General features: G+C 68.2%; 30 protein-coding genes. 9 read left to right on the forward strand and 21 right to left on the reverse strand.

The genetic code is table 11. The annotated features are described in order from the left end of the window. Window positions 1-52 precede the first annotated feature (52 nt). The 3 genes from VFE83_RS15055 to VFE83_RS15065 are packed head-to-tail and all read left to right on the forward strand — an operon-like array spanning window position 53 to window position 2066. A complete protein-coding gene (locus VFE83_RS15055) occupies window positions 53-619 on the forward strand; it encodes a YqgE/AlgH family protein (RefSeq protein ID WP_324907580.1) in 567 nt (188 codons plus the stop codon). After that, window positions 619-1140 carry a Holliday junction resolvase RuvX gene (gene ruvX / locus VFE83_RS15060; protein WP_324907582.1) on the forward strand — a complete coding sequence of 174 codons (522 nt, stop codon included), beginning with the start codon at window positions 619-621 and terminating at the stop codon, window positions 1138-1140. The genes VFE83_RS15055 and ruvX overlap by 1 nt, the downstream gene beginning before the upstream one ends. Next, on the forward strand, window positions 1137-2066 hold the full coding sequence (locus VFE83_RS15065; RefSeq protein ID WP_324907584.1) for an aspartate carbamoyltransferase catalytic subunit: 930 nt from the start codon (window positions 1137-1139) through the stop codon (window positions 2064-2066). The genes ruvX and VFE83_RS15065 overlap by 4 nt, the downstream gene beginning before the upstream one ends. A gap of 247 nt (window positions 2067-2313) precedes the next feature. On the opposite strand, the gene VFE83_RS15070 is transcribed toward VFE83_RS15065, so the two are convergent. The 17 genes from VFE83_RS15070 to VFE83_RS15150 form a co-directional block, all read right to left on the reverse strand. Further along, window positions 2314-3009 (reverse strand): tetratricopeptide repeat protein, encoded by a 696-nt coding sequence (locus VFE83_RS15070; protein ID WP_324907586.1) that lies wholly within the window; start codon window positions 3007-3009, stop codon window positions 2314-2316. A gap of 93 nt (window positions 3010-3102) precedes the next feature. After that, window positions 3103-3909 carry a prolyl oligopeptidase family serine peptidase gene (locus tag VFE83_RS15075; protein WP_324907588.1) on the reverse strand — a complete coding sequence of 269 codons (807 nt, stop codon included), beginning with the start codon at window positions 3907-3909 and terminating at the stop codon, window positions 3103-3105. 103 nt (window positions 3910-4012) lie between these two features. Next, window positions 4013-5374 (reverse strand): magnesium transporter, encoded by a 1362-nt coding sequence (mgtE, locus tag VFE83_RS15080; RefSeq protein WP_324907590.1) that lies wholly within the window; start codon window positions 5372-5374, stop codon window positions 4013-4015. 183 nt (window positions 5375-5557) lie between these two features. Continuing rightward, window positions 5558-7279, reverse strand: coding sequence for a phosphoenolpyruvate--protein phosphotransferase (gene ptsP / locus VFE83_RS15085; protein WP_324907592.1), 1722 nt, complete (start codon window positions 7277-7279; stop codon window positions 5558-5560). Between the two features lie 7 nt (window positions 7280-7286). Next, window positions 7287-7556, reverse strand: a complete 270-nt coding sequence (locus VFE83_RS15090) for an HPr family phosphocarrier protein (protein ID WP_324907594.1) — start codon at window positions 7554-7556, stop codon at window positions 7287-7289. 81 nt (window positions 7557-7637) lie between these two features. After that, complete coding sequence (locus tag VFE83_RS15095; protein ID WP_324907596.1) at window positions 7638-8030, reverse strand: PTS sugar transporter subunit IIA; 393 nt, start codon at window positions 8028-8030, stop codon at window positions 7638-7640. 163 nt (window positions 8031-8193) lie between these two features. After that, window positions 8194-8505, reverse strand: a complete 312-nt coding sequence (locus VFE83_RS15100) for a hypothetical protein (protein ID WP_324907598.1) — start codon at window positions 8503-8505, stop codon at window positions 8194-8196. Window positions 8506-8561: 56 nt separating this feature from the next. Beyond that, a complete protein-coding gene (locus VFE83_RS15105) occupies window positions 8562-8870 on the reverse strand; it encodes an EF-hand domain-containing protein (protein WP_324907600.1) in 309 nt (102 codons plus the stop codon). Window positions 8871-9048: 178 nt separating this feature from the next. Beyond that, a complete protein-coding gene (gene rapZ / locus VFE83_RS15110) occupies window positions 9049-9930 on the reverse strand; it encodes an RNase adapter RapZ (protein WP_324907602.1) in 882 nt (293 codons plus the stop codon). A gap of 31 nt (window positions 9931-9961) precedes the next feature. After that, a complete protein-coding gene (gene hprK, locus VFE83_RS15115; RefSeq protein ID WP_324907604.1) occupies window positions 9962-10912 on the reverse strand; it encodes an HPr(Ser) kinase/phosphatase in 951 nt (316 codons plus the stop codon). A 135-nt stretch (window positions 10913-11047) separates the two neighbouring features. Then, window positions 11048-11374: a ribosome hibernation-promoting factor, HPF/YfiA family gene (gene hpf, locus VFE83_RS15120; RefSeq protein WP_324907606.1), complete on the reverse strand. Its 327-nt coding sequence runs from the start codon at window positions 11372-11374 to the stop codon at window positions 11048-11050. A 148-nt stretch (window positions 11375-11522) separates the two neighbouring features. Next, on the reverse strand, window positions 11523-12941 hold the full coding sequence (locus tag VFE83_RS15125) for an RNA polymerase factor sigma-54 (RefSeq protein ID WP_324907608.1): 1419 nt from the start codon (window positions 12939-12941) through the stop codon (window positions 11523-11525). A gap of 84 nt (window positions 12942-13025) precedes the next feature. Beyond that, window positions 13026-13745 carry an LPS export ABC transporter ATP-binding protein gene (gene lptB, locus VFE83_RS15130; protein WP_324907610.1) on the reverse strand — a complete coding sequence of 240 codons (720 nt, stop codon included), beginning with the start codon at window positions 13743-13745 and terminating at the stop codon, window positions 13026-13028. Next, window positions 13745-14245, reverse strand: a complete 501-nt coding sequence (lptA, locus tag VFE83_RS15135) for a lipopolysaccharide transport periplasmic protein LptA (protein ID WP_414674757.1) — start codon at window positions 14243-14245, stop codon at window positions 13745-13747. The genes lptB and lptA overlap by 1 nt, the downstream gene beginning before the upstream one ends. Continuing rightward, entirely contained in the window at window positions 14226-14795 is a 570-nt protein-coding gene (gene lptC / locus VFE83_RS15140; protein WP_324907614.1) for an LPS export ABC transporter periplasmic protein LptC, read from the reverse strand. The genes lptA and lptC overlap by 20 nt, the downstream gene beginning before the upstream one ends. Continuing rightward, the gene (locus VFE83_RS15145; protein WP_324907616.1) at window positions 14792-15373 is read right to left on the reverse strand and encodes a phenylphosphate carboxylase subunit delta; all 582 of its coding nucleotides are present in this window, start codon (window positions 15371-15373) and stop codon (window positions 14792-14794) included. The genes lptC and VFE83_RS15145 overlap by 4 nt, the downstream gene beginning before the upstream one ends. Window positions 15374-15465: 92 nt before the next feature. Next, the gene (locus VFE83_RS15150; protein ID WP_324907618.1) at window positions 15466-16485 is read right to left on the reverse strand and encodes a KpsF/GutQ family sugar-phosphate isomerase; all 1020 of its coding nucleotides are present in this window, start codon (window positions 16483-16485) and stop codon (window positions 15466-15468) included. 132 nt (window positions 16486-16617) lie between these two features. On the opposite strand from VFE83_RS15150, the gene VFE83_RS15155 reads away from it, so the two are divergent. The 3 genes from VFE83_RS15155 to VFE83_RS15165 all read left to right on the forward strand — a co-directional run bounded on the left by VFE83_RS15155 (window position 16618) and on the right by VFE83_RS15165 (window position 18556). After that, window positions 16618-16860, forward strand: coding sequence for a BolA family protein (locus VFE83_RS15155; protein ID WP_324907619.1), 243 nt, complete (start codon window positions 16618-16620; stop codon window positions 16858-16860). Between the two features lie 75 nt (window positions 16861-16935). Beyond that, window positions 16936-18231 (forward strand): UDP-N-acetylglucosamine 1-carboxyvinyltransferase, encoded by a 1296-nt coding sequence (gene murA / locus VFE83_RS15160; protein WP_324907621.1) that lies wholly within the window; start codon window positions 16936-16938, stop codon window positions 18229-18231. Between the two features lie 16 nt (window positions 18232-18247). Next, on the forward strand, window positions 18248-18556 hold the full coding sequence (locus tag VFE83_RS15165) for a hypothetical protein (RefSeq protein WP_414674763.1): 309 nt from the start codon (window positions 18248-18250) through the stop codon (window positions 18554-18556). A 65-nt stretch (window positions 18557-18621) separates the two neighbouring features. On the opposite strand, the gene VFE83_RS15170 is transcribed toward VFE83_RS15165, so the two are convergent. From VFE83_RS15170 to purM, 4 genes are read right to left on the reverse strand one after another with little or no spacing between them, the layout of a single operon-like run. Beyond that, window positions 18622-19323 (reverse strand): DUF3108 domain-containing protein, encoded by a 702-nt coding sequence (locus VFE83_RS15170; RefSeq protein ID WP_324907623.1) that lies wholly within the window; start codon window positions 19321-19323, stop codon window positions 18622-18624. Next, window positions 19323-20042, reverse strand: coding sequence for a DUF3108 domain-containing protein (locus VFE83_RS15175; protein WP_324907625.1), 720 nt, complete (start codon window positions 20040-20042; stop codon window positions 19323-19325). Before VFE83_RS15175 ends, VFE83_RS15170 begins: the two co-directional genes overlap by 1 nt. Before the next feature lie 40 nt (window positions 20043-20082). Continuing rightward, window positions 20083-20754: a phosphoribosylglycinamide formyltransferase gene (purN, locus tag VFE83_RS15180; RefSeq protein ID WP_324907627.1), complete on the reverse strand. Its 672-nt coding sequence runs from the start codon at window positions 20752-20754 to the stop codon at window positions 20083-20085. Between the two features lie 8 nt (window positions 20755-20762). Next, the gene (purM, locus tag VFE83_RS15185) at window positions 20763-21812 is read right to left on the reverse strand and encodes a phosphoribosylformylglycinamidine cyclo-ligase (RefSeq protein WP_324907628.1); all 1050 of its coding nucleotides are present in this window, start codon (window positions 21810-21812) and stop codon (window positions 20763-20765) included. A 130-nt stretch (window positions 21813-21942) separates the two neighbouring features. On the opposite strand from purM, the gene VFE83_RS15190 reads away from it, so the two are divergent. The 3 genes from VFE83_RS15190 to hda are packed head-to-tail and all read left to right on the forward strand — an operon-like array spanning window position 21943 to window position 24961. Next, window positions 21943-23070, forward strand: coding sequence for a DUF2066 domain-containing protein (locus tag VFE83_RS15190; protein ID WP_324907630.1), 1128 nt, complete (start codon window positions 21943-21945; stop codon window positions 23068-23070). A gap of 11 nt (window positions 23071-23081) precedes the next feature. Then, the gene (locus tag VFE83_RS15195) at window positions 23082-24233 is read left to right on the forward strand and encodes an AI-2E family transporter (protein ID WP_324907632.1); all 1152 of its coding nucleotides are present in this window, start codon (window positions 23082-23084) and stop codon (window positions 24231-24233) included. A gap of 5 nt (window positions 24234-24238) precedes the next feature. Beyond that, window positions 24239-24961 carry a DnaA regulatory inactivator Hda gene (gene hda, locus VFE83_RS15200; RefSeq protein ID WP_324907634.1) on the forward strand — a complete coding sequence of 241 codons (723 nt, stop codon included), beginning with the start codon at window positions 24239-24241 and terminating at the stop codon, window positions 24959-24961. Window positions 24962-25281: the final 320 nt, after the last annotated feature.

Here is a 25281-nt window from a genome sequence, read left to right on the forward strand (position 1 = left end):
ACGCCGGCCACGATGCGGCACGCATCACACGGCCCGCGATAGAATGCAGTCCATGTCCGTGACGCCTACCCCACTGGCCAATCAGCTGCTGATCGCGCTGCCCTCACTGGCGGAGTCCAACTTCGCTCGCAGCGTCGCGCTCATCTGCCAGCACGATGCCGACGGCGCGATGGGCATCGTGGTCAACCGTCCTTCCGAGTACACGCTGGGCGAGGTGTTCGGCCAGATGGGCCTGGAGGGCGGCGACGAGACACTGCTCGCGCAGCCGGTGCTTGCCGGCGGCCCCGTGCATCCGGAACGCGGCTTCGTGCTGCACGACGGCGGCATGCAGTGGGACTCCACGATGGCCATCACCGATCAATTGTTCCTCACCACCTCGCGCGACATCCTCGAGGCGATGGCGCGCGGCGAAGGGCCGGACAACGCCATCGTCGCGCTGGGCTGCGCGGGCTGGGGCTCGGGCCAGCTCGAACACGAGCTCACCGAGAACGACTGGCTCACCGCGCCCGCCGATGCCGAACTGCTGTTCAAGCTGCCGCTCGACGCGCGCTGGGAAGCCGCGGCCGGTCGCATCGGCGTGGATTTTGCGTACCTGGCGGATTACTCCGGTCACGCCTGATGGAGGCGACGCCGGACAAACCGGTCCGCATCCGGCGCGACGGCACGGTGCTGGGTTTCGACGTCGGCGCGCGCCGCATCGGCGTGGCGGTCGGCAGCGCGTTCGGCCATGGCGCACGCGCGCTGGCCGTGATCGACGTGCATGGCCATGGACCCGACTGGGCCTCCATCGACCGATTGCGCAGCGAGTGGCGTCCCGACGGCCTGATCGTCGGCGATCCGATGACCCTGGACGGCAGCGACCAGCCGATCCGCCAGCGCGCGCATGCCTTCGCCCGCGAGCTGCAGCGCCGCTACGGATTGCCCGTGGTGCTGGTGGACGAGCGCATGAGTTCCATCGAAGCCGCGCAGCGTTTCGCTTCCGACCGGGCCGAAGGCCGCAAGCGCCGCCGCGATGCCGAGGCGCTCGACGCCGTGGCCGCCGCGGTGATCATCGAACGCTGGCTGGCCGCACCCGACGACGCGCTCGACATTTCCGAAATTGAACGGCCCGCACGGCCGAGCCAACCGCCCATCGCATGAACGCATCGCATACGCCATTGCCGCGCCACCTCCTCACGCTCGACGGACTTGGCGCGCAGGCGCTGACCGCGCTGCTGGTCCGCGCGCAGGCCTTCGCCGAAGGGCATTACGACCGCCGCGCGCTGGATGGTGTGGCCGTGTGCACGCTGTTCTTCGAACCGTCCACGCGCACGCGCATGAGCTTCAGTCTCGCCGCGCAGCGCCTGGGCGCGGACGTGCTGAACTTCGATGCCTCCACCTCGTCCACCCGCAAGGGTGAAACCGCCCTGGACACGGTGAAGAACCTGGAAGCGATGGGCGTGCGAGGCTTCGTGATCCGCCATCACGAGGACGGCGCCGTCGCGGCGCTCGCGCCGCACGTCAACCACGACACCGTGCTGGTGAACGCCGGCGACGGTCGCAGCTCGCACCCCACGCAGGGGCTGCTCGACATGCTGACCCTGCGCCAGGCGAAGGGCGCGGATTTCTCGAAGCTCAAAGTGGCGATCGTCGGCGACGTGAAGCACTCGCGCGTGGCGCGGTCCGACCTGCAGGCACTGCGTACGCTCGGCACGGGCGAGATCCGCGTGTGCGGCCCGGCATCGCTGTTGCCCGACGCGGACACGTTGCAGGGCTGCGTGGTCTCGCACGACCTCGATGAGGCGCTGCAAGGCGTGGATGCCGCGATGATGCTGCGCTTGCAGCGCGAGCGCATGGAAGAAGGCCTGATCGCCTCGCTGGACGACTACCACCGCGACTACGGCCTCACCGCCGCCCGCCTGAAGCGCGCTGCGCCCGACGCGGTCGTGATGCACCCCGGCCCGATCAATCGCGGCGTCGAGATCACCGACGAAGTGGCCGACGGCCCGCAGTCGCTGATCCTGCGCCAGGTCAGCAACGGCGTCGCCGTACGCATGGCCGTACTGGAAGCGCTGTTGAGGGGGTGAGGCCGCGCGCTTGCGAGCCACTGGCTCGCGCGCGGCCGAACGCCCGGCCATGGACGGCCGGGCAGGGCGACCCGAAGCCTCGGCGCTGCGCCATGGACGGCAGGCTGGACACACCAAAGACGCTACTCGTGCGGCGCTGCCGCGTGGCCTGCCGAACGCCCGGCTAGGGATGGCCGGGCCGAGCGATCCGTAGCCGCCATCGGCCACGCTCACGCGAATGCCAGTTGCCCAGCCCCAGCCTCCATGGCTATTGCGGCAACTGCGATCGCTCCCTCTGCTGGCGGATGTACTCGAGTTCCCGCTCGGCTGTCGAATTGCCCGGATCGACCTGCAACGACTGGCGGTAGAGATCCTCGGCGCGATCGAGGTCGTGCAGCTCGATGTAGGTGTAACCGAGCCCGCGTAGCACCAGCGCCCTGGCGTAGTCGTTGCTCTCATAGCGCTCGACGAGTTCCCACGCACGCTGGTAACTGGCGAGCCCCTCCGACACGCGACCGAGCTGGTTCAGCAGGTAACCGCGTTCCGCGTGCGGCTCGGCCCAGTACGGCGCGATCGCGCTGGTCTTTTCCAGCATTGCCAGCGCCCTCTCATGGTCCCGGGTTTCGATATCCACGAACGCTGCCATCTTGTACGCACTAGGGCATGCGGAATCGATCCATTCAACAGGCTTGCCGCTCGTCGCGGCTGTCACGAAGGCCTCGTACTCTGCGGCGTTGGCCACGCTGACAACGTCGCGCGTGGGCGTGGCGAGCTGGTCGCAATAGGCGATCACCGGCGCTAGGCGCTTGCGCGCCTCGGTGTAGTCGCGCTGCATTGCGGCGCGTGCGGCGGCATTCGCGTCGGCGCGGAAGCGGGCGCCCAACTGAAACGGAGAATGCGCGCGCTTCAATGAGGTGATGACGGTTTCCACCTGCGCGCTCGCGCACCCGGGCAGCAGCGCCATGCACACCAGGAATGCGATCCTTCGACCCATGCGCTGATCCTCCCCAAGGATGGACCGGTTGTACCGCATCCGCGTGGCGCGCGGGAGGCTACATCATCGCCTCTGCAACCAGGCCCAGCCCCAGAGCTCCTGCGTCGCATAGGCCGCATCCCAGCTGTTGTGTCCCGCTTCGGCGAACTCGGTGTAGCGCACGTTGCCGCCGATGCGGCGCAGCGCTTCGACCATGTGGCGGGACTGGTCGGGCGTGACCGTCTCGTCCCTGGCGCCGTGGAAGACCCAGATCGGCATGCGCTGCAGACGCTGCGCGGCGGCGGCGAACGGGTCGGGCGCTTCGCTTACGCCTTCGACGACCAGACGTTCCTTCAGTGCAGGCGGCTGGGTGATGCCGCCGCATACCGGGACCAGCGCCGCGAAGCGTCGCGGTTCCAGCATCGCCAGTTCGTACACGCCGTAGCCGCCACGGGAAATGCCGGTGAGGATGACGCGATCGTCGTCGCCGTCGAACTCGTCGAGCGAGGCATCGAGCGCAGCCAGGGCCACGCGCGCCTGCGCTCCGGTCCACGATGTGCCTTCCGGCGCCTGCGGGAACACCACCACCGCGGGGAAATCCCCCGCATGCGCGCGCACGTATGTGCCCAAACCCACCTGCAACTGGCGCTGGTTGTCGGTGCCGCGTTCGCCGGAACCGTGCAGGAACAGGATCGTCGCGGGGCTGCGGCCTGCGGCTTTGCGCGAAGGCACGAACACCTGGTACCGGTGCGCGGTGCCATCGACCGTGACACTTCGTTCGACGAAGTAGCCGGGCGGTTCCTCGCGAGGCGCGTGCGCGCAGGCGCCCAGCAGGAGCGTCGCCGCGAGCACGAGAAAGCGGAACGGATTCAGGGCGGATCGAAGGCGCATCGGTGCAGACTCCAGCAGGCGGCCCGCATGATTGGGTTTCCCTCTGCGGGCCGCAATGCACGGCGTCGCATTTCCGCGATCAGGCGCGCTCAGCGCCGCAGGGTCAGCGCAACAGGATCAGCGTGGCCAGGCCGAGGAAGGTGAAGAAGCCCATCACGTCGGTCACCGTCGTTAGGAAGATGCCGCTGGCCAGCGCCGGATCGTAGCCGGCACGCTTGATCGCCACCGGCACCAGCACGCCCGCCATCGCCGCGAACAGCAGGTTGGCGGTGAGGGCGACGCCGATCACCACCGACAGCCCGACGCTGTGGAACCACACCAGCACGATCACGGCGAGCAGCGTGCCCAGCATCAGGCCGTTGAGCAGCGCCACGCGCACTTCCTTCCACAGCAGCGTGCGCACGTTGGACGCGCCGACCTGTCCCAATGCCAGGCCGCGCACCATCAGCGCCAGCACCTGCGTGCCGGCGTTGCCGCCCATGCCGGCGACGATGGGCATCAGCACCGCCAGCGCGACCAGCTTGTCGATGGTGTCGGCGAATTCGCCCACCACGCTGGCCGCGAGGAACGCGGTACCCAGGTTGATCGACAGCCAGATCAGCCGGCGGCGCATGGCGCGCCACACCGGACTGAAGAGGTCCTCGTCCTCGTCCAGGCCGGCGGCGCTCAGCGCCTGGTGCTCGGCCTGGTTGCGGATGATGTCGACAACGTCGTCGATGGTGATGCGGCCGAGCAGGATGTTGTTCTCGTCCACGACGGGCGCACTGAGCCAGTCATGGTCGGAGAACTTGCGGGCCACTTCGTTCGCCGACTCCTCCACGTCGATCGCCGGCTGCTCGTCGTCGATCAGCTTGTTGATCGGCGTGCCCGGCTCATGCGTGAGCAGCGCGGCCAGCGCGATGCGGCCCAGGTACTGGTGGCGGCGGCTGACCACGTACAGGTGGTCGGTGTGCTCGGGCAGTTCGCCGCGCAGGCGCAGGTAGCGCAGGACCACGTCGATGGTGGTGTCGGTGCGGACCGTCACCACGTCGGGGTTCATCAGTCGGCCGGCGGTGTCCTCCGGGTACGACAGCACCTGCTCCAGCCGCTCGCGGTTCTCGCGGTCCATCGACTTGAGGACTTCGTCGATGACCGTGTCCGGCAGGTCCTCGACCAGGTCCGCGAGGTCGTCGATGTCCAGGTCCTCGACCGCCGCGACGATCTCGTCCGGGTCCATCTCGGCCAGCAGACTCTCGCGTACCTCGTCGCCGACATGCACCAGCACTTCGCCGTCGTCCTCCGCATCGACCAGCCCCCACACCACCGTGCGCTTGGCCGGCGGCAGCGATTCGAGGAGGTTGCCGATCTCCGCAGGGGAGAGCGTATTGACCAGCCGACGCACCGGGCCAAGCCGACCGCTGTCGAGCGCATCGGAAAGCAGGCGCAGTTGGCGCGCGGTCTTGTCGTGGCGGACGGCTTCGGCCATGCGGGCTTCCCGGCTTCGTGAGAAGCGTGGTCGCGTCGGGCCGCTCGGGCACGACAGGGTCAGGCGTTCATCGCAGCATTATCGCCTCGATCGGCGGGGATGCCCACCCCTTAGGAGTGTTGGGACCTGGTCGTGATGGCGAAGTGGATGTGCCGTCGCCGTTCCGCGTTCGCGCTCGCCGTTTCAAGCCGGCCTGTTCGCTTCCATCCATTCCACGATCGCCGCGCGGTCGCGTGCGCGCAGCAGGGCGGCGGCGCGCGCCTGCAGTTGGGCCAGATCGCATTGGCGGATGACGTGGCGCAGTTCAAGCAGCGTGGCCGGATGCAGGCTGAATTCCGTCAGTCCCAGCGCCAGCAGCATCGGGGCGAAGTGCGGGTCGCCCGCCATCTCGCCGCATACGGCCACGGGCTTGCCGCGTGCGTTGCCCTGGCGGATCACGTCACGGATCAGGCGGATCACCGCGGGATGCAGCGGGGTATAGAGACTGGTCAACGCCTCGTTGTTGCGATCGGCGGCCAGCAGGTACTGCACCAGGTCGTTGGTGCCAATGGACAGGAAATCGACGCTGCCGACGAAGGCGGGCAGGGCGATGGCGGCGGCCGGCACTTCGATCATCGCGCCCAGCGGAATCTGCTCCGCGGTCTCGTGGCCCTGCGCGCGCACTTCCTCGATGACGCGCTTGAGCCGCTTGCGCACGGTGCGGATTTCCTCGCGCGTGGACACCATCGGCAGGAGGATCCGCAGCGGCCCATAGGCCGAAGCACGCACCAGCGCCCGCAACTGGGTTTCGAGCAGTCCGTCGCGCGCCAGCGACAGGCGTACGCCCCGCAGGCCCAGGGCGGGATTGGGCTCGTCGCGCAGTGCCAGGCCGGTGCGGTCGGCCTTGTCGGCACCCAGGTCCAGCGTGCGGATGGTGACCGCCCGACCCGTCATGCCGAGCACGACATCGCGATACACGCGGAACTGCTCTTCCTCGTCGGGCAGCTCGTTGCGCTGCAGGAACAGGAATTCGGTGCGGTACAGGCCCACGCCCGCGGCGCCCAGCGCATGCGCCTCGGCGACGTCCTCGCGCGATTCGGCGTTGGCGTACAGCTTGATGTCGACGCCATCGAGCGTGCGCGTGGGTTCGCGGCGCAGGCGGTGCAACTGCTTGCGCTCGCGTGCGAGGTCGCGCACCCGCGTGCGGTGCGCGCGCAGGTCGTCGGCGTTGGGCTCGAGGATCACGCGGCCGCTGGCGCCGTCCACGGCCAGCACGTCGCCGTCGTTGATCTTCTGCATGGCCTGCGAGGCGCCGACCACCAGCGGCAGGTGCAGGCTGCGCGCCAGGATCGCGCTGTGCGAGAGCACGCTGCCCGTGGTCGTGACGATGGCCATCACGCCCTGCGCCTGCAGTTGCGCGATCTCGGCCGGCGCGACGTTGTCGGTGACCAGGATCTCGCCGGCCACGCCGGGCATGCCGTTGTCGTGCCGATGCAGCGCGGCGTGGACACGGCCGATGACCTGGTCGATGTCGTCCACGCGGCTGCGGAAGTAGGCATCGTCCATGGCCTGGAACACGGACGCGATGCGGTCGCGCTGCAGGCGCAGCGCGTAGTCGGCCGAGTAGCGACCGGTCCGGATCAGTTCGTCCAGCCCCTGCAGCAGTTCGGGGTCGTCGAGCAGCAGGCTGTGCAGGTCGAGGAATTCGCCGACTTCCTGCACCAGCGCGCCATGGAGGCGTTCGCGCAGCGCGACCATCTCGCCGCGCACGGTGGCGATGGCGGCATGCAGGCGCTCGACCTCGGCCTCGACTCGCTTGGCCGGGATCTGTTCCTCGGCAACCTCCAGCACGTGCGGCAGGCGCACACGGGCACGACCGAGCACGCTTCCGCGTGAGGCGCCGTGTCCGAGGAACTCCTGCCTCATCGGCGCCTCAGCTGTCTTCGTCGAAGCGGCGTTCGAACAACGAGATCACCGCTTCCGCGGCGCGCTCCTCGTCCTCGCCTTCGACCCGCAGGCGGACCTGTGTGCCGAGGCCAGCCGCCAGCAGCATCACGCCCATGATGCTCTTGGCGTTGACCTCGCGTCCCTTCGCGGTGAGCGTGGCGGAACTGCGGAACGCGGACAGCGTCTGCACGAGCTTGGCCGTCGCCCGCGCATGGAGTCCCAACCGGTTGGTGACGGTGAGTTCGCGTTCGATCATCGCCACATTCTCCGCTTCGCCGCTCCGCTCATCCTTCGTCCAGTTGCAGGCAATCCAGGCCCACTGGTTTGGCCTGCCTGCTCATGCTTCATCCAGAACCACGCCGTTGCGCGCGCCTGCTGAAGCCACCGCCGGCAACTCGTCCAGCGTCAGGTCCGCGTAGTTCATCACCCGCAACAGCATCGGCAGGCTGACCGCCGAGACGCGACGCACCGGAGTGCCCAGTCGCGCGACCTTTGCCGCCAGGTTGCTCGGCGTCGCGCCGTACAGGTCGGTCAGCACCAGCACCCCTTCGCCCGTATCGACGCGGCGCAGTGCCGCACTGGCCTGCGGGAGCAGGGCATCCGGGTCGCCGTCGAACGGAACCTCCAACGCCTCGGTCCGCAGCGGCAGCTGACTCAGCAGACGGCGGGCCACCGCGACCAGCGCGTTGCCGATGCCTTCGTGGGTGATGAGGAGGATGCCGACGGCCATGCCGTCAAATTAACAGAGCGGGGTGACGGCCCGAAAGCAGAACGGCACGCATCTGCCCCGCGTCGTCACGATCTTCCGACGCCGACCGGGCGGCCACAAAAAAGAGAGCGGCCCGCATTGCTGCGGGCCGCCCGTGCCGGAGCGCATCGTACGAGGATTCCGATCAGCTCCGTGGCGGGGTGGTCTGGTCCTCCGGCGGGGTCTGCGTGCCTTCGGTGGGAGGAGGCGTGGCCGGCGGGGTGGTGTCGGTCGGCGGAGGCGTGGTGGCGTCCGTCGGCGGCGTGGTCGTGGTGTCCGCAGGCGGCGTGCTGCTCGGGGGCGGCGTCGTCTCCGGCGGAGGCGTGGTGTCGGCCGGCGGAGTTTCAGTGGCCGGCGGTACGGCGTCGGTCTCGTTGCGCTGGCAGCCGCCCAGCAGCGCGGCACCGGTCAGGGCCAGCGCGAGGGCGCCGGCGAGCTTGGAGTGGTTCGATTTCATGAGGTTGTCGTCTCCTTATGGTCCGTCGGAATGGGTCTGGTCGCGACCGGGCTCGGTCAATGGGGCTTGCCGGTGCGGTCGTGGCCCGCGGCGAATTCCGTCTCGGACACCTGTCCGTCGCCATCGCGATCGACCTGCGCGAAGTGGCTGGTCAGCTTGGCGTCGGCCGCCGCCTCGTCCTTGCTCACCTTGCCGTCGGCATTGACGTCCAGATCGCGGAAGCTGAGCGAGCGCGGCGTCGTATCGGTGGTGCCGCTGGTCGGTGGCGGAGTCGTGGTGGGCGGCTCGGTACGTTGGGCCAGCGCTGCGGCGGGCACCAGCACGGCAGCCAGCGCAAGCACCAGGATCGGTGGATGGTTCTGCATTGCACTCTCTCCGTTCGAATGTCCGCGCTGGGGCAGCGCATCACAACCGTAACGTCGCGGGTGCAAGGCCGACGCAAGGGAGGTGCGAAATTTTTGTAAGCCGGTTCAGGCGGCGCACGAGATCAGCGCGGATTCACCGCGTGCGTGCTCAAGCCGTGTCCACGCCGTGAAGGGGACGTCAGTCGAGTTCGCGATGGTGTACCGCGACTTCCGGCCAGCCTTGCGCGCGCGCGTGCTCCGCGAATCGTTCGGCCAGGTACACCGAGCGGTGTCGTCCGCCGGTACAGCCGATGGCGATGGTCGCGTAGCTGCGCGTGCTGTCCACGTGCAGGCGCGGCAACCATGTATCGAGGAACTGGCTCACCTGTTCGACGAACAGGTTCACGTCCGGCTGCGCTTCCAGATATTCGCGGATCGCCGCGTCGCGACCGGAGAGCGGACGCAGTACCGGATCCCAGTGCGGATTGGGCAGGGCGCGCGCATCGAACACGAAGTCCGCATCGGCGGGAACGCCGCGCCGGTACGCGAACGATTCGAACAGCAGCGACATGCCCGCATCGCCACCGATGCCGAACTCGGTGATTACCTGGCGCCGCAGCTGGTGCACGTTGAGCTTGCTGGTGTCGACCACGGCGTCGGCAATGGAGCGCAGCGGCTTGAGCACCTGGCGCTCCAGCGAGATCGCATCGGCCAGCGACAGGCCCAGATGGCTCAGCGGATGGCGGCGGCGCGTGTCGGCGTAACGCTTGAGGATGGTCTCGTCCGACGCGTCGAAGAACACCAGGCGCGGGTCGAGCCCCTGCTTGCCCACTTCGGACAGCCACTCGGGAATGTTGCTCAGATCGTGGTGGCGATTGCGCACGTCGATGCTGACGGCGAGCTTGGCCGGCGCACCTTCCGCGGTCCGCACCAGGCTGGCGACGAACTGTGGCAGCAGGTCCGCCGGCAGGTTGTCGACGCAGAAGAAACCCAGGTCCTCGAAGGTCTTCATCGCCACCGATTTGCCCGAACCGGACATGCCGCTGACGATGACCAGGGTGGAAGTGGGCGTTTCGCTCATGGTGCGTTGGGTCGCAAGGTGGTGGTCGCGGTCAGGTGTCGCCGCGTTCGAGGAAATTGCTGTGGCGCGCGATGAAGGCCGCTGCAGGATCGAGACCCTTCATGCGCAGACTGTGCAGGCGCGTCGCCGCCTCGGTCAGCACCGCGAGGTTGCGGCCGGGCATGACGGGCAGGGTGATCATCGGCACGTCCAGGTCGAGCACGCGCCGTACGCCGCTGTCGCCGGTCAGGCGTTCCATGCCCATCGGCTTGGGTTCGGTCATCGGCTTGGCCAGGTGCACGATCAGCCGCAGGTACTTGTTGTTCTTCACCGCGGTGTCGCCGAACATCTGGCGGATGTTCAGCACGCCCAGGCCACGCACTTCCAGCAGGTCCTGGAGCATCTCCGGACACGTGCCGTCCAGTACGTCCGGCGCAATCTGGGTGAACTCCGGCGCATCGTCCGCGACCAGGCGATGTCCACGCGTGACCAGTTCCAGCGCGAGTTCGCTCTTGCCCGATCCGGATTCGCCGGTGATGAGCACGCCGATGGAGTAGATCTCCATGAACACGCCATGCAGCGTCACGCGCGGCGCCAGCGTGCGCGCCAGGTGGTATTGCAGGTGGTTGAGCAGTTCATGGCCGCGCCGGGGTGACACCCACAACGGCGTATGGCTTTCCTGCGCAGCGATGCGCAGGTCTTCGGGACAGGTCTGGTCCTTGCTGATCACCAGCGCCAGCGGGCGGAACTGGATGATCTTCTCGATCGTCTCCCAGCGCAGGCGTGGTTCCAGCGCATCCAGCCACGCAAGTTCCTCGGTGCCGAGGATCTGCACCTTGTTGGGATAGATCGCATTGAGGTAACCGGCCAGCGAGGGCCGGCGCGCGACGGTTTCCACCGCTTCGAGCATGCGGCGCTGGCCGTCCTGTCCGGCCAGCCAGCGCAGCGCCAGACGCTCGCGCTGCTGCTCGAACAGCTCCCCCGCGCTGATGCTGGTGCTCATGCGCGTCCCCGGACGACCGCGCATGCGTCTGTCACAAAACACGCGCGCCCCGAGGGGGCGCGCGTGGTCGGCTTGGCGGCGGATGCCGCGCTCAGGCAATGATGCAACCGCATGGTGAGGTGGGTATCTGAGGGATCAGCCGAAGCTTTCGCTGCGTGCGGCGCTCTCGCCGCGATGATGATCGACGACCTTGCTGCGATGCTCCCGCAGCAGGCGGTCCAGCTTGTCGCTGAGCAGGTCGATGGCGGCGTACATGTCGATCGCCGCGGCATCGGCGTGCAGGGTGCGCCCTGCGATGGTGATGGTGGCCTTCGCGCGATGGTTTGGCTTGTCCAGGCTCAGCTGGGTTCGCACTTCGAAGGGTTGTTCACAATGCCGTTCCAGTCGCGCCAGCTTGTTTTCCACGTAGTCCCGCAGGGCGGGTGTGACCTCGATCTGCTGACCGTAGGTTTCGATACGCATCGGAAGCCTCCTTTACGTCGCGACGGGAGTTCAGGATGGCACGACCGCCCGGTTATGCAAGGGGCATGGGTCAAGGATCAGCAGGGTTTGTCATGGAACGCATTGATCCGGCAAAGGTTTCCTACGGAACCTTCACATTCGGCGGGAATCAACCGATGCGGACACGATCCTGGGACGAAGGAATGCTCATCGCCTCGCGGTACTTCGCGACGGTGCGCCGCGCGACCGGCACGCCGGTGGCCTTGAGCGTTTCCGCCAGGCGCGCGTCGGAGAGCGGCTTGCGCGGGTTCTCCGCTTCGATCAGCCGGCGGATCATCGCCTGGATCGCGGTGCTGGAGGCTTCGCCGCCGGCGCCGGTTTCGATGCCCGATGCGAAGAACGCACGCAGCGGGATCGTGCCCCGCGGCGTGCGTGCGTACTTGCGCGCGATGGCGCGCGAGACGGTGGATTCGTGCAGGCCGACTTCGGCCGCGACTTCGCGCAACGTCAGCGGCCGCAACGCGCTGTCGCCGAATTCCAGGAACGCGGCCTGTTGCTTGATCAGGCAGCGAGATACCTTGATCAGCGTTTCGCCGCGTGCTTCCAGGCTCTTGAGCAGCCAGCGTGCTTCCTGCAGGTGTCCGCGCAGGTAGCTCGCGTCGGAGCCGCTCGCATGCCGCAGCATGCTTTCGTAACCGCGGTGGATCGCGATGCGCGGGCGCATGCCATCGGCCAGCGCCACGCGCCACAGGCCATGCTGGCGCCAGATCACCAGGTCGGGCGCGATGTACGTGTCGCTGGCGATTGCGCCGATCTGCGCGCCGGGGCGCGGATCGAGCGAGCGCAGGAGCTGTACGGCGGTCTCCGCTTCGGCCAGGTCCAGCCTCAGCTCCGCCGCCAGGCCCGCCACGCCGATGCGCGGCAGGCGTTCCAGCGGACCGTTCGCCAGCTGGTAGGCGAGGTCCTTGCCCGGCGTTCCCGCGGGGAATTGCGTCAGTTGCAGCCGCAGGCATTCGCCCAGGGTGCGTGCGCCCACCCCGACAGGATCGAACTGCTGCACCTGATGCAGCACGGTCGTGATTTCGTCTTCTTCGCACTCCATCGCCGGCCTGAGGGAAGCAGCGATGGAATCCAGCGGCTCGCGCAGGTAGCCATCGTCATCGATCGACTCGATCAGGGTAACGCCGATCAGCCGGTCGCGCGGCGACAGCGGGCTCAGGTGCAGTTGCCACAGCAGGTGATCGTGCAGCGTGTCGGATTCGGCGACCTGCTCGGCGATGGGCGTGTCGTCGTCGCTGTCCGAAGGGCCCAGCCGCTCGTACCACGGCTCGCCGTCGTTGGCCCATTCCGCCTCGGGCGGCAGGTGCTCGGTGTCCGGAGCTTCCGTCTGCGGCGCGTCGCCACCGGTGTCACCGTTGGCAACGCTGATCGCCGTCTCGGTCCAATCCAGCAACGGATTGCTTTCGACCGCCGCCGCCAGTTCAGCCTCGAGTTCGACAGCGGACAACTGCAGCAGGCGAATCGCCTGACGCAATTGCGGCGTCATCACCAGCTGTTGTCCGAGTGCGGCTTGTAGGCGCGGTTTCATCGTCGAAGGCTAACGCGACCAGGGGGAACCGACGGCCGTCGCGTGCGGGATGTGCGGAGGATCCGCACCCTTCGACTTCAATACTTACAGCCGGAAGGTTTCACCCAGGTAAACACGACGTACATCGGGGTTCGCCAGCAGCGCGTCCGGTGCACCCTGTGCGAGCACGCCGCCTTCGTTGAGGATATACGCCCTGTCGCAGATTCCCAAGGTTTCGCGGACGTTATGGTCCGTGATCAGTACGCCGATGCCTCGATTCTTGAGGTGGCGCACGATTCTCTGGATCTCGCCGACGGAAATCGGGTCGACGCCTGCGAAGGGTTCGTCCAGCAGCATCAGCCGCGGACGCGCCGCGAGTGCGCGTGCGATTTCCACGCGGCGACGTTCGCCGCCCGAGAGGCTGGCGCCGATCTGGTCGGCCACGTGGCCCACCTGCAATTCGTCTAGCAGGCTTTCCAGCTCACGCTCGCGACCCTGGCGGTCCAGATCCTCGCGCAATTCCAGCACCAGGCGGATGTTGTCGGCCACGCTGAGCTTGCGGAACACCGACGGTTCCTGCGGCAGGTAGCCCACGCCGTATTTGGCGCGCGCGTACATCGGCTCGGCCGTGATGTCCTTGCCGTCCAGCACGATCTGGCCGGCATCCGCCGGGACCAGGCCGACGATCATGTAGAAGCAGGTCGTCTTGCCGGCACCGTTGGGACCCAGAAGGCCCACCACCTCGCCCGCATCGAGGCTGAGGCCGAAATCCTTGACGACCTCGCGCGAGCGATAGGCCTTGCGCAGGCCCTGGGCGACCAGCATCAGGTGCCTCCCTGCGTGTTCTTCGGCTGGATGCGGATCTTCACGCGTCCGGCATCCTGCCCGCCGCCCTGCACCTGGCCGGTCTTCATGTTGTAGACCACGCGCTGTCCGGCGATCGAGCCGGTGGGCTGCTGGATGTCGACGTTACCGGTGAAGGTGACGATCTCGCTCTTGAGGTCGTAATCCACCCGATTGGCTACCGCGGTCATCGGCTTGCCGTCGTCGAGTTCCTGTTTCATCTTCACCGGGCCGCCGGTGAGCACGGCGCGCACGGGCTCGCCGTTGGCCGAATGGATCACCGCTTGGTTGGAGCGGATGTCGAGCGTGCCCTGCGTGATGATCACGCCGCCGCTGAGCGTGGTCGGACGGCTATCGTCCATCGAGTAATCGCTGTGGCCGGCGTCGATGTCCATCGGCTTGTTGCGATCGGACGTACGCGCCAGCGCGGCCGCCGGCGCGAGCGCCAGGGCCAGCAGCAGGCTAAGGTGCAGCACGTTCATATCGGGCCTTGACGTCGTTCTGGAGGATGATGCGCTTGGCATCGAGGTCGGCTTGGAGCCCACGGCCGTTCAGTATAAGGCCCGGCTGCGTGACGGTTACCTTGGCGGTCGACGTGGCACGCCGGTCGTTCGGGAAAACGTTCAGTTCCTCCGTCGCGACCTTGATCGGCTTGCCGTCGGCGTTGGTGCTCTTCGCCTGGACTTGGCCGCGCAGGCGAAGTTCCTCGCCCCGTGCACTGACCCAGCCGGTCTGGGAACGCACTTCCCACGCGGAGGCCTGGCTGCCTTGGCGCGGCGGGATGTGGAAGATGGGAGTCGCGATGTCCATCGTCTTCACGGTCGGGTCGCGCTGCAGGCGCGGCGCCGTCAGGGTGAACGCTTCGCGGCCGTTCTCGTCGAGGGTCACGATCTCGAAATCGTGCAGCACGTAATCCGGTCGTTCCGCGACGGGGCCGCCTGCCTCGCTGCGGTCGCGCTGGACCCACCATGCCCAGCCGCTCAGCAGTGCGCCTGCCAGCAACACGATGGTGAGAATGGCGCGCCAGCTCACGCGTTACCCTCCACCCGCAGACCTTCGACATGGGTGAGTTCGGCCAGCAGTCGTTCGGCGTGGCCCTGCGCAGCGAGCAGCAGGTCGCAGAACTCGCGCACCGCGCCATTGCCGCCGTGTGCGGCAGTGCGCCAGTGCACGCGCTCGCTCACCCAGCGATGCGCATCGCCGGGCGACACGGCAAAACCGGTCTGCAGCATCACGCGCAGGTCCGCGAGGTCGTCGCCCATGAAGGCCACTTCATCCAGGCCCAGGCCCAGGCGGCCGGCGATCTCGCGCACGCACGCGAGCTTGTCGCGCACGCCCACGTGTACCTCGGCGATGCCCAGGTCACCGCCGCGTCGTTGCGCGACGGTGCCGCCGCGCGCCGTGATGAAGGCGACCTCGATGCCACACTTGCGCAGCAGCGTGAGACCCTGGCCGTCATGCACGTGGAATGCCTTCATCTCCACGTCGTCGTCGGTGAAGTACAGGCGGCCGTCGGTCAACGTGCCGTCGACGTCGAAACACGCCAGGCGAACGCGCGCTGCGCGTTCTCGGATGTCGGCCGGATAGTCGTTGAGATGGCTGTAGGGCACGTGGTCGGATTGGTGATTGAACGTTGGGAAATCAAGCCGGCGGCGAGGGATGTCGGGCGGCCGAGGAGCTCCGCGAGCCCCGATCCACGCGGTTAAACCACCCGCGCGCGCAACAGGTCATGAATGTTGAGCGCACCAACGACGCGGCCTTCGTCGTTCACCACCAGCAGGCCGCTGATCTTGTGCGCTTCCATCAGTTGCGCCGCCTCGATGGCCATCGCATCCGAACCGATGGTCTTGGGCGAGCGGGTCATCACTTCGACGATGCGCGTGTTGCGCAGGTCGACGCGATCGTCGTCCAGCGTGCGGCGCAGGTCGCCGTCGGTGTACAGGCCCAGCAGGCGACCGTCGCCGTCGACCACCGCGGTCATGCCCAGGCGCTTGCGGCTCATCTCCACCAGCGCTTCGCTGATGCTGGCGTCGGCATGCACGCGCGGCACGTCGTCGCCGGCATGCATGATGTCGGCGATGTGCAGCAGCAGGCGGCGGCCCAACGAACCGGCCGGATGCGAGCGCGCGAAGTCGTCGGCCGTGAAGCCGCGGGCGTCGAGCAGGGCCACCGCGAGCGCATCGCCCATCGCCAGCGAGGCAGTGGTGCTGGACGTCGGCGCCAGCGCCAGCGGACAGGCCTCGGCTGGCACGCTCACGTCCAGGTGCACGTCGGCCTCGCGCGCCAGCGAGGAAGCCGGCCGTCCCGTCATCGCGATCAGCCTGTTGCCCTGGCGCTTGAGCACCGGCAGCAGCATCAGCACCTCGTCGCTTTCGCCCGAGTACGAAAGCGCCAGCACGATGTCGACGTCGGTGATCATGCCCAGGTCGCCGTGACCGGCTTCACCCGGATGCACGTAGAAGGCCGGGGTGCCGGTGGACGCCAGCGTCGCCGCGATCTTGCGCGCGATATGGCCGGACTTGCCCATGCCCGTGCACACCACGCGCCCCTGGGAGGCGAGGATCAGCCGGCAGGCGGCGCTGAAGTCGCCATTGATGCGGGCAGCGACCGCGGACAGGGCCTGGGCCTCGGTCTCGAACACGCGGCGGCCACTGGCGGCCAGCGCGGCCGGGTCGTCGACGTAGTCGGCATGTACGGGAGCAGGGACGGGGATGCTTGCCATTTCGGACCGGGGGCCTTTCCGCTAGGCTAATCCGTCAATTCTAAGCGGTTCGTCCGCCAAACGCCCGTCAATGCCGGGCAACGGTCCTCCGCGACGTGCGTGGCCGCTGCCGGCCAGCCATCGAGGTCCCGAGTGAATCCCGACACCATCCGCCAGCTGATCGAACAGGGCCTGCCCGGCGCACGCGCCGACGTCCACGGCGACGACGGCGTGCATTTCGAGGCCACCGTCGTGTCGGAGGCGTTCCGCGGCAAGCTGCCGCTGGCGCGCCATCGCATGGTTTACGCCACCCTGGGCGAGCGCATGGGCGGCGAGATCCACGCCCTCGCACTGAAGACGCTCACGCCGGAAGAAGCGGGCAGCGGGAATTCGTGATCCGGGCTTCGGTAGGCCCGTGACGCGCGAACACCCGCACCTTCGTTCCCCCAATCCCGAATCGAATCCCCGAACATGCAGAAGATCGTTGTGGAAGGCGGCGCCGCGCTCAACGGCGAAGTACAGATTTCCGGCGCGAAGAACGCCGTGCTGCCGATCCTGTGCGCGACGCTGCTCGCCGATGGTCCGGTGTCGATCAGCAACGTGCCGCACCTGCACGACGTGGTGACCACGGCCAAGCTGCTGGGTGAGCTGGGTGCGGGCATCACCGTCGATGAAGGCACCATCAGCGTCAACGGAAAGCCCGGTCGCGGCCGCGGCATCGTGGTCGATCCGACCACCGTGCACAGCCACGTCGCGCCGTACGAGCTGGTCAAGACCATGCGTGCATCGGTGCTGGTGCTGGGCCCGCTGCTGGCGAAGTTCGGCGCGGCCGAAGTCTCGCTGCCGGGCGGCTGCGCGATCGGCTCGCGTCCGGTCGACCAGCACATCAAGGGCCTGCAGGCGCTGGGCGCGGACATCACCGTCGAGAACGGCTACATCAAGGCGCGTCGCAACGGGCGCCTGAAGGGTGCCCGCTTCGTGTTCGACATGGTCACCGTCACCGGTACCGAGAATGTGCTGATGGCTGCCGCGCTCGCCGAAGGCACCAGCGTGCTGGAGAACGCGGCGATGGAGCCGGAGATCGTCGACCTGGCCGATTGCCTCAATGCCCTGGGCGCCAACATCGAACATGCCGGCAGCGGCCGCATCGTCGTGCACGGCGTGGAGCGCCTGCATGGTGGCAGCCACGACGTGCTGCCCGACCGCATCGAGACCGGCACCTTCCTGGTAGCGGCCGCGATGACCGGCGGTCGCGTCACGGTGCGCCGCACGCGCCCGGACACGCTGGACGCGGTGATCGACAAGCTCAAGCAAGCCGGTGCCGACATCACCATCGACGGCGATCGCATCACCCTCGACATGCAGGGGCGCCGTCCGCGTTCGGTCGACCTCACCACCGCACCGCACCCGGCGTTCCCGACCGACATGCAGGCGCAGTTCATGGCATTGAACTGCATCGCCGACGGCGTGGGCGTGATCAACGAGACCATCTTCGAAAACCGCTTCATGCACGTGTCGGAACTGCAGCGCCTGGGCGCGGACATCCGCGTAGAAGGCCACACGGCCATCGTGCGCGGCGTGAAGCGCCTGAGCGGTGCGCCGGTGATGGCCACCGACCTGCGCGCGTCGGCCTCGCTGGTGCTTGCCGGCCTGGTCGCCGAAGGCACCACCACCATCGATCGCATCTACCACCTCGACCGCGGCTACGAGAACATCGAGGAGAAGCTGTCGGGCCTGGGTGCGAATATCCGCCGTATCGCAGGCTGAGGCGCGCATGGCACTGATCGATCTCACCGGCAAGCGCGCCCCGCTCACGGCGCGGCGCATTGCCACCCTCGGTTTCTTCGTGATGCTGCTGATCATCGTGGCGTGGCTGCACTTCACCGGCGCGGCGGCCACGCGTGGCATCGAACGCAAGGACATGGACTGGAACGGCGACGGCACCGTGTCCATGAGCGAAATGCTGCAGTCGTTCTACGCGGTGACGGTGGAGGTCACGCACGACGGTGCGCGCGAGTGTCGCGCGTATTCGCGGCGCGGCAGCGACGAAACCCTGCGCGTGGACTGCCGCACGGTGCTCAAGCCGCAGTGACGCACTGAAGACGCGGCTACAAAAAAGCCCCGCATGTGCGGGGCTTTCTGTTTCGCGGTGGAAGCTCAGCGCACGCCGACCACGCGCAGGTCGATGGCATCCTCGCCCTTGTCGCGCTGCAGGATGCGCGCCGGCACCGGCATGCCGTCCACGATCCAGGCGATGGTCTGCTTGTCGCCGTGCGTGCTGACGATCTTGGTGGCCTGCTTCGCCTGTCCGCCGATGGTGATCTGCTCCTTCCCGGCAACGGAATAGCTCAGCTCGCGCACGCGGCCGTCCTCGACCATGCGGTAGTTCATCGGCTTGCCGGCCTTGAGGTCGCGCACGACGGCCAGGTTGATCAGCAGTGCGTCCATGTCGCCGCTCTGCAGCTTGATGGGGCCGGCACGTTCGGGCTTCACGTCGCCCGTCCACGTCGCGACGCCGCGCGACCAGTCGTAGGTCGCGTTGCGCGTCTGGTTCTTGGTGAGCACCTTCGAGCTGTCGCTGCCCGACAGCGGGCGCCACTGGCCGCCGTTCTCCTCGAACACGGTGGACTGGCGCAGGTTGGCCAGCGGGCTGCTCACGCTCAGGCTGTACTTCCAGCGGTTCGCGCCATCGGCGGCGAGGGTCATGCGGCCGTTGCCCTGCATGCCCATGTAGCTGGCCTGGTAATCGGCGGTGAATGGCTTCACGGCCAGTGCGGGCAGGCTGGCGGCGCACAGGGCGAGGGCGACGAAGGCCGCGGCCGTTCGCTTGCGGATCGTTCGGGACAGGGTCTGGGCCATCACGGAACTCCTTTGTAGTCGACCAGGCGCAGGTCATAGGTGTCTTCGCCGTTGTCGCGCTGGAGGACGCGGACCGGCGTGGGCACGCCATCGACGACCCACACTACCGTCTCATCGTTGCCTGCCCCCTGAACGCGGCTCACGCGCATGGCATTGAAGCCCATGCCGTCGATGCTCACGCCCTCGAGCTCCTGCGCGACGGTGTACTGGTGGTCGCGCGCGCGACCGTTGTCGACGAACCGGTACTGCAGCGTCTTGCCGGGCTGTGCGTCGCGGATGATGGCGAGATTGATCAGCAGGCCGCTCATGTCGCCGTCCTGCAGCGGCACCGGCGCCTGGCGGGTCTTCTTCAGATCGCCCGTCCACCGCGCCGTGCGCGTGTTCCAGTCGTAGACGCCGGTGATCTGCTTGCCCAGGAACACGGCCTTGCGGACCGTGCTCTGGCTGAGCGGGCGATAGGTCTCGCCGATCGTGTCGAACACCGTGCTCTGCTGGGCGTTGACCGCCGCCAGGCCGACCAGTCCGCGGGTGCCGCGCATGTTGAGGTCCATGCGCCAGCGGCCGGGGGCGCTGTCGTGCACGACCTGCATCGTCGCCTCGCCCATCGGTTTGCCGTTGGCAAAGATCTGGTAATTGGCGACGAACGGCTCCAGCGCGAAGGCCGGTGCGGAGAACGTGGCAAGAACGAGGAGGGGCAGGACGCGGTGGAGGCGCTTCATCGAACGTCGCAGGAGAGGGGCGCCGGCGTCAGGCGGGGCGTCAGAGTGGTGTGCCGGCGTCCGGGGACCGCAGCGCACCGGCGGAATCTAGGAGCAGCGGTGTAAACAAAGGATGACCGTCGACGGCGACGTTGGTTCCCCGTTCAGCCAGCCGGCCGGCCACCGCCAGCCGCAGCACGGCGATCAGCAACGGATGTTCGACCTCCAGCACCCGCGCGGCCAGCGTGTCGGCATCGTCGCCCGGATGCACCGGGACGCGCGCCTGCGCGATGACCGTGCCCGCGTCCAGTTCCGGGATCACGAAATGCACGCTGGCGCCGTGCTCGCGGTCGCCTTCGGCGATGCAGCGTGCGTGCGTGCGCAGCCCGCGGAACTTGGGCAGCAGCGAGGGATGGATGTTGAGCAGGCGACCGCGGAAGCGCTCGACGAACGCATCGCCCAGGATCCGCAGGTAGCCAGCGCAGACGATCCAGTCCGGCTGTACGGCCGCGATCGCATCGCCCAGCGCGGCATCGAAGCCTTCGCGCGATGCGAACGACTTCGGGTCGGCGCTCCAGCGCAAATCCGCGGGCACGCGTTCCAGCGCCGCTGCGCCCGGCTTGTCCGAAAAGACGCCGACCACCTGCGCCGGGAGCGTGCCGGACGCGATGGCGTCGAGGATGGCCTGCAGGTTGCTGCCCCGGCCCGAGGCGAGCATCGCGATGCGCTGCATGGAAGGTCTCAGCCGATGCGCACGCGTTCGCCGCCGCCGGCCTTCACCACCTGGCCGATCGGACGGTGGCGCAGGCCGAGGCGATCGAGGTCCGCACCGATCTTGGCCGCTTCGTCCGGCGCGACGACCAGCACGAAACCGACGCCGCAGTTGAAGGTGCGCCACATTTCCTCGCTGGGCACCGCACCTTCGCGCTGCAGCCAGTCGAACACCGGCGGCAGCACGATGGCGGTTGCTTCGATGTCCAGGCCCAGGCCGTCCGGGATCACGCGGATGATGTTCTCGGTGAGGCCGCCACCGGTGATGTGCGCCATCGCATGCAGGTCGTGCGCGGCCAGCAGTTCGAGCACCGGCTTCACGTACAGCGCGGTCGGCGCCATCAGCGCATCGATCAGCTTCACGCCACCGACGTCCACGTCGGCCGGGCGGCCCGCTCGGTCGTAGATGCGGCGGACCAGCGAATAGCCATTGGAATGCGGGCCGCTGGAGGCGATGCCGATGAGCACGTCGCCTTCGCGCACCTTGCTGCCGTCCAGCAGCTTGGACTTCTCCACGGCGGCCACGCAGAAGCCGGCCAGGTCGTATTCGCCCGGCGGGTACATGTCGGGCATCTCCGCGGTCTCGCCGCCGATCAGCGCGCAACCCGACAGCTCGCAACCCTTCGCGATACCGCCCACCACCGCGACCGTGGTGTCCACGTCGAGCTTGCCGGTCGCGAAGTAGTCGAGGAAGAACAGCGGCTCGGCGCCCTGCACCAGCACGTCGTTGACGCACATCGCGACCAGGTCGATGCCGATGGTGTCGTGGCGGTTGAGCTGTTGCGCCAGCTTGAGCTTGGTGCCCACGCCGTCCGTGCCGGAGACCAGGACCGGCTCCTTGTACTTGCCCGACAGGTCGAACAGCGCGCCGAAACCGCCCAGGCCGCCCATCACCTCCGGACGGAAGCTGCGCTTGACGAGGGGCTTGATGCGCTCGACCACTTCGTTGCCCGCGTCGATGTCGACGCCGGCGTCACGGTAGGTGAGCGGAGTGGGGACGGAGGGGGAGTTCGGGGACACGGCGGCCTCGGCGGTCGCGGAAAGATGAAGCGGCGATTTTACCAGTCGCAGCGGCTGTGACGGCCGTGAATGGACGGGCCGACGCCGCTGCGGCACCATTTCGGGTCATTACGCACCTCCAGGGACAGCGATGGTTCGGGCAATCCGCACGGGAAATCCGCGCACGCGCAGGGGTATCGCCCTGCTGCGGCAGATCCACGGGCTGGCGATCACCGCCGTCCTGCTGCTGGCCAGCTTCGCCGCGACCGCGCAGCGCGTGGAAGGCGATCGCGCCCGCGCTGAGGGCATCTACGCCACCGAAGTGCGGGTGAACGGGCAGGGCGAGGCCGAGCGCAACGGCGCGTTCGCGCGTGCGCTGGCGCAGGTCCTGGGCAAGCTGTCGGGTGACCGCAGCGTCGCTTCGCGACCGGGCGTCGGCCAGGAACTGCGCCAGGCCAGGACCTACGTCGAAGGCTACGACTACCGCCAGGACGAGGGCCTGGGGCCCACCGGTGCGCCGAGCTTCAACACCATGCTGGTGGTGCGCTTCGACGAGGAGGCGGTCAACGACCTGATCGCCACGCTGGGCATCCCGATCTGGCCGCAGCCGCGGCCCAAGCCGGTGCTGTGGCTGGCCATCGACGACGGCAGCGGCCCGCGCCTGGTGGGCCTGCCCCAGGTCAACGCAGCACGTCCCGCGCTGAACCGTGCGGTGGAGCGCGGCTACAAGCTCGGCCTGCCGGCCGGCAATGCGGCCGAGCAGGCCGCGGTTGGCGCGATCTGGCGTGGCGACAGCGCCGCCGTCGCGCGCGCTTCGGCCCGCTACAGCCCCCCGATGCAGCTGATCGGCAAGCTGTACCGCGACGCCACGGCCGGCTGGAAGGCCGACTGGACCTTCGTTGACGCCGGCAAGGTCCTCGCCAACTGGTCGCAGACCGGCGCCGATGCGCGCCAGCTGATGGCCAGCGGCGCCGACGGTGCGGCCGACGCGCTGATGAAGCGTTACGCCAAGCGCGCGCCGACCGGCGAGCCGGGCGCGTACCGCGTCACGTTCGCGGGCGTCGACAGCAGCGACGACTTCATCCGCCTGGCCGCGTACCTGCAGAAGCTTTCCGTCGTGCGCCGCGCGACGCCGGTGCGCGCGACGCCGCAGGGGCTGGAGTACGAACTGGACCTGGTCAGCGGCTTGCCGGGCCTGCACCGCCTGCTCGGCCGCGATGGCGTGGTCGATGTGCTGGAAGGCCTGGAAGGCCAGCCGCCGGTTTACCGGCTGCGTTGACGGGGACACGCATGCAATCGCAAGCACTGGACGACATCGCGCGATTCCTGCGCCGCCTGCAGTGGGCGGCGCTGGGTCTTGGCGTTTTCTGGCTGATCTGGCTGCTCGCGCCGATCCTCTCGCCCTTCGTGTTCGCGCTGATGCTGGCGTGGCTGGGCGATCCGCTGGTCGACCGGCTCGAGCGCGCCGGGCGTTCGCGCAACACCGCGGTGACGCTGGTGTTCACGATGATGGCGCTGATCGTGCTGGCAGCGTTGCTGATCCTCGTGCCGTTGATCGAGCGCCAGATCGCCACGCTGATCGAATCGCTGCCGCATTACCGCGACTGGTTCATGCTCACCGCGGTGCCGTGGGTGGAGCAGCGCCTGCGCGTGGAAATCAGCGAGTGGCTGGACTTCGGCCACCTGTGGCAGTTGCTGCGCGACAACTGGGACAGCGCCGGCGGCGTGGCGACCACGCTGCTGGGCTACCTGTCGCGCTCTGGTTTCGCGGTGATCGGCCTGGTGGCCAACGTCGCGCTGCTGCCGATCATCACGTTCTTCTTCCTGCGCGATTGGGACAACCTGGTGGAGCGCGTGGCCTCGCTGATCCCGCGCGACCACCTGCCCACCGTGAACCGGCTGGCGCGCGAATCCAGCGACGTGCTCGGCGCGTTCCTGCGCGGGCAGTTCCTGGTGATGCTGGTGCTGGGCGTGATGTACGGCCTGGGCCTGTGGGCAGTGGGCCTGGACCTGGGCATCCTCATCGGCCTGATCGCCGGCCTGCTGACCTTCGTCCCGTACCTGGGACCGGCCAGCGGCATCATCCTGGGCGTGATCGCCGCACTGGTGCAGTACGGCGACTGGCAGCACGTTGCCGGCGTGCTGGTGGTGTTCGGCATCGGCCAGGTGATCGAGAGCTACGTACTGACACCGAAGCTGGTGGGCGATCGCATCGGCCTGCATCCGGTGGCGGTGATCTTCGCCGTGCTCGCTGGCGGCCAGTTGTTCGGCTTCCTCGGCATGCTGCTGGCGCTGCCGGTGGCGGCGGTGGTCAACGTGCTGCTGCGCTACGCGCAGGAGCGCTATCGCCACAGCAGGCTGTACGTGGGTGAGCACCCACTGTCGGACGAGCCGGTGATCATCACCGACGTGACGCCGCCGGTGGAACGCAAGCCGGAGTGATCGCAGTGAGTGTTCCGCAGTTGCCGCTGGCCCTGCGTTATCCGCCGGACCAGCGGCTGGACGCGTTCGTGCATGCGCCTGCCGGTGCGATCGAACAGCTGCGCGCGCTCTCCCAGGGCACGCATGCGCAGGGCGCGCACGCGAGCCGCGACAGCGTGTACGTCGCCGGCCCCGCGGGCGTGGGCAAGACCCATCTACTGCTGGCGACCTGTGCGGCCACCGAAGCGGCCGGACGGCGCGCGGCCTACCTGCCGCTGGTCGCGGCGGCGGGGCGCCTGCGCGACGCACTCGAAGCGCTGGAAGGCAACGACCTGATCGCACTGGACGGACTGGATGTCATCGCCGGGCAGCGCGAGGACGAAGTCGCCCTGTTCGACGCGCACAACCGCGCGCGGGCCGCCGGCGTGGTGCTGCTGTACGCCGCGCGCGACATCCCCGACGCGATCGGACTCGGCCTGCCGGACCTGCGTTCGCGACTGGGTCAGTGCACGCGCATCACGCTGGGCCCGCTCGACGAGGAAGGGCGACGCGAAGTGCTGCGCCAGCGCGCGCAGCGGCGCGGCCTGATGCTGGAGGACGCGGCACTGGACTGGCTGCTGCGGCGTGTGGGGCGCGACCTGGGCGGACTCACGGCACTGCTCGACCGGCTGGATCGCGCATCGCTTGCCGCGCAGCGGCGCATCACGGTGCCGTTTTTGCGGCAGACGCTGGAGAAGGGCGAGGGTTGAAGTGCTGTCATCCCACGAAGGCGGGATGCGACGGTCGCTCGATATCACCAGCGCGTCGGACGTTACCTGACTGTTGCTCGCCATTCCCGCGAAGGCGGGCTCCGCTTTAATTCGGCGTAGCCGAACATCCAGGGAACGCTTCACGCTTACGCAACGGCGTGGTGAGCCGCGTGCTGTTCGCCATCGCGCGAAGGCCGGACGCGAAGGTGCCTCGAACATCACCGGAAGCATTGCTGTTGCTCGCCATTCCCGCGAAGCGGGGATCTAAGAACGTTTCGCTTACGCAATGACGCGGGAAGCCACGTGCCGTTCGTCATTCC

Source organism: Lysobacter sp. (assembly GCF_035655815.1).
Lineage (GTDB): Bacteria > Pseudomonadota > Gammaproteobacteria > Xanthomonadales > Xanthomonadaceae > Lysobacter_J.

Coding starts and splice junctions, on each gene's coding strand:
- VFE83_RS15090 (WP_324907594.1), bottom strand. CDS start 7,556: ATGATCGAACGCGAACTCACCGTCACCAACCGGTTGGGACTCCATGCG.
- VFE83_RS15065 (WP_324907584.1), top strand. CDS start 1,137: ATGAACGCATCGCATACGCCATTGCCGCGCCACCTCCTCACGCTCGAC.
- VFE83_RS15175 (WP_324907625.1), bottom strand. CDS start 20,042: ATGAAGCGCCTCCACCGCGTCCTGCCCCTCCTCGTTCTTGCCACGTTC.
- murA (WP_324907621.1), top strand. CDS start 16,936: ATGCAGAAGATCGTTGTGGAAGGCGGCGCCGCGCTCAACGGCGAAGTA.
- VFE83_RS15075 (WP_324907588.1), bottom strand. CDS start 3,909: ATGCGCCTTCGATCCGCCCTGAATCCGTTCCGCTTTCTCGTGCTCGCG.
- lptA (WP_414674757.1), bottom strand. CDS start 14,245: ATGAACGTGCTGCACCTTAGCCTGCTGCTGGCCCTGGCGCTCGCGCCG.
- VFE83_RS15070 (WP_324907586.1), bottom strand. CDS start 3,009: ATGGCGCTGCTGCCCGGGTGCGCGAGCGCGCAGGTGGAAACCGTCATC.
- hprK (WP_324907604.1), bottom strand. CDS start 10,912: ATGAGCACCAGCATCAGCGCGGGGGAGCTGTTCGAGCAGCAGCGCGAG.
- VFE83_RS15150 (WP_324907618.1), bottom strand. CDS start 16,485: ATGGCAAGCATCCCCGTCCCTGCTCCCGTACATGCCGACTACGTCGAC.
- VFE83_RS15055 (WP_324907580.1), top strand. CDS start 53: ATGTCCGTGACGCCTACCCCACTGGCCAATCAGCTGCTGATCGCGCTG.
- ruvX (WP_324907582.1), top strand. CDS start 619: ATGGAGGCGACGCCGGACAAACCGGTCCGCATCCGGCGCGACGGCACG.
- VFE83_RS15195 (WP_324907632.1), top strand. CDS start 23,082: ATGCAATCGCAAGCACTGGACGACATCGCGCGATTCCTGCGCCGCCTG.
- rapZ (WP_324907602.1), bottom strand. CDS start 9,930: ATGAGCGAAACGCCCACTTCCACCCTGGTCATCGTCAGCGGCATGTCC.
- VFE83_RS15170 (WP_324907623.1), bottom strand. CDS start 19,323: ATGGCCCAGACCCTGTCCCGAACGATCCGCAAGCGAACGGCCGCGGCC.
- ptsP (WP_324907592.1), bottom strand. CDS start 7,279: ATGAGGCAGGAGTTCCTCGGACACGGCGCCTCACGCGGAAGCGTGCTC.
- VFE83_RS15105 (WP_324907600.1), bottom strand. CDS start 8,870: ATGCAGAACCATCCACCGATCCTGGTGCTTGCGCTGGCTGCCGTGCTG.
- VFE83_RS15190 (WP_324907630.1), top strand. CDS start 21,943: ATGGTTCGGGCAATCCGCACGGGAAATCCGCGCACGCGCAGGGGTATC.
- lptB (WP_324907610.1), bottom strand. CDS start 13,745: ATGCTGGTCGCCCAGGGCCTGCGCAAGGCCTATCGCTCGCGCGAGGTC.
- hpf (WP_324907606.1), bottom strand. CDS start 11,374: ATGCGTATCGAAACCTACGGTCAGCAGATCGAGGTCACACCCGCCCTG.
- VFE83_RS15100 (WP_324907598.1), bottom strand. CDS start 8,505: ATGAAATCGAACCACTCCAAGCTCGCCGGCGCCCTCGCGCTGGCCCTG.
- mgtE (WP_324907590.1), bottom strand. CDS start 5,374: ATGGCCGAAGCCGTCCGCCACGACAAGACCGCGCGCCAACTGCGCCTG.
- VFE83_RS15125 (WP_324907608.1), bottom strand. CDS start 12,941: ATGAAACCGCGCCTACAAGCCGCACTCGGACAACAGCTGGTGATGACG.
- VFE83_RS15095 (WP_324907596.1), bottom strand. CDS start 8,030: ATGGCCGTCGGCATCCTCCTCATCACCCACGAAGGCATCGGCAACGCG.
- purN (WP_324907627.1), bottom strand. CDS start 20,754: ATGCAGCGCATCGCGATGCTCGCCTCGGGCCGGGGCAGCAACCTGCAG.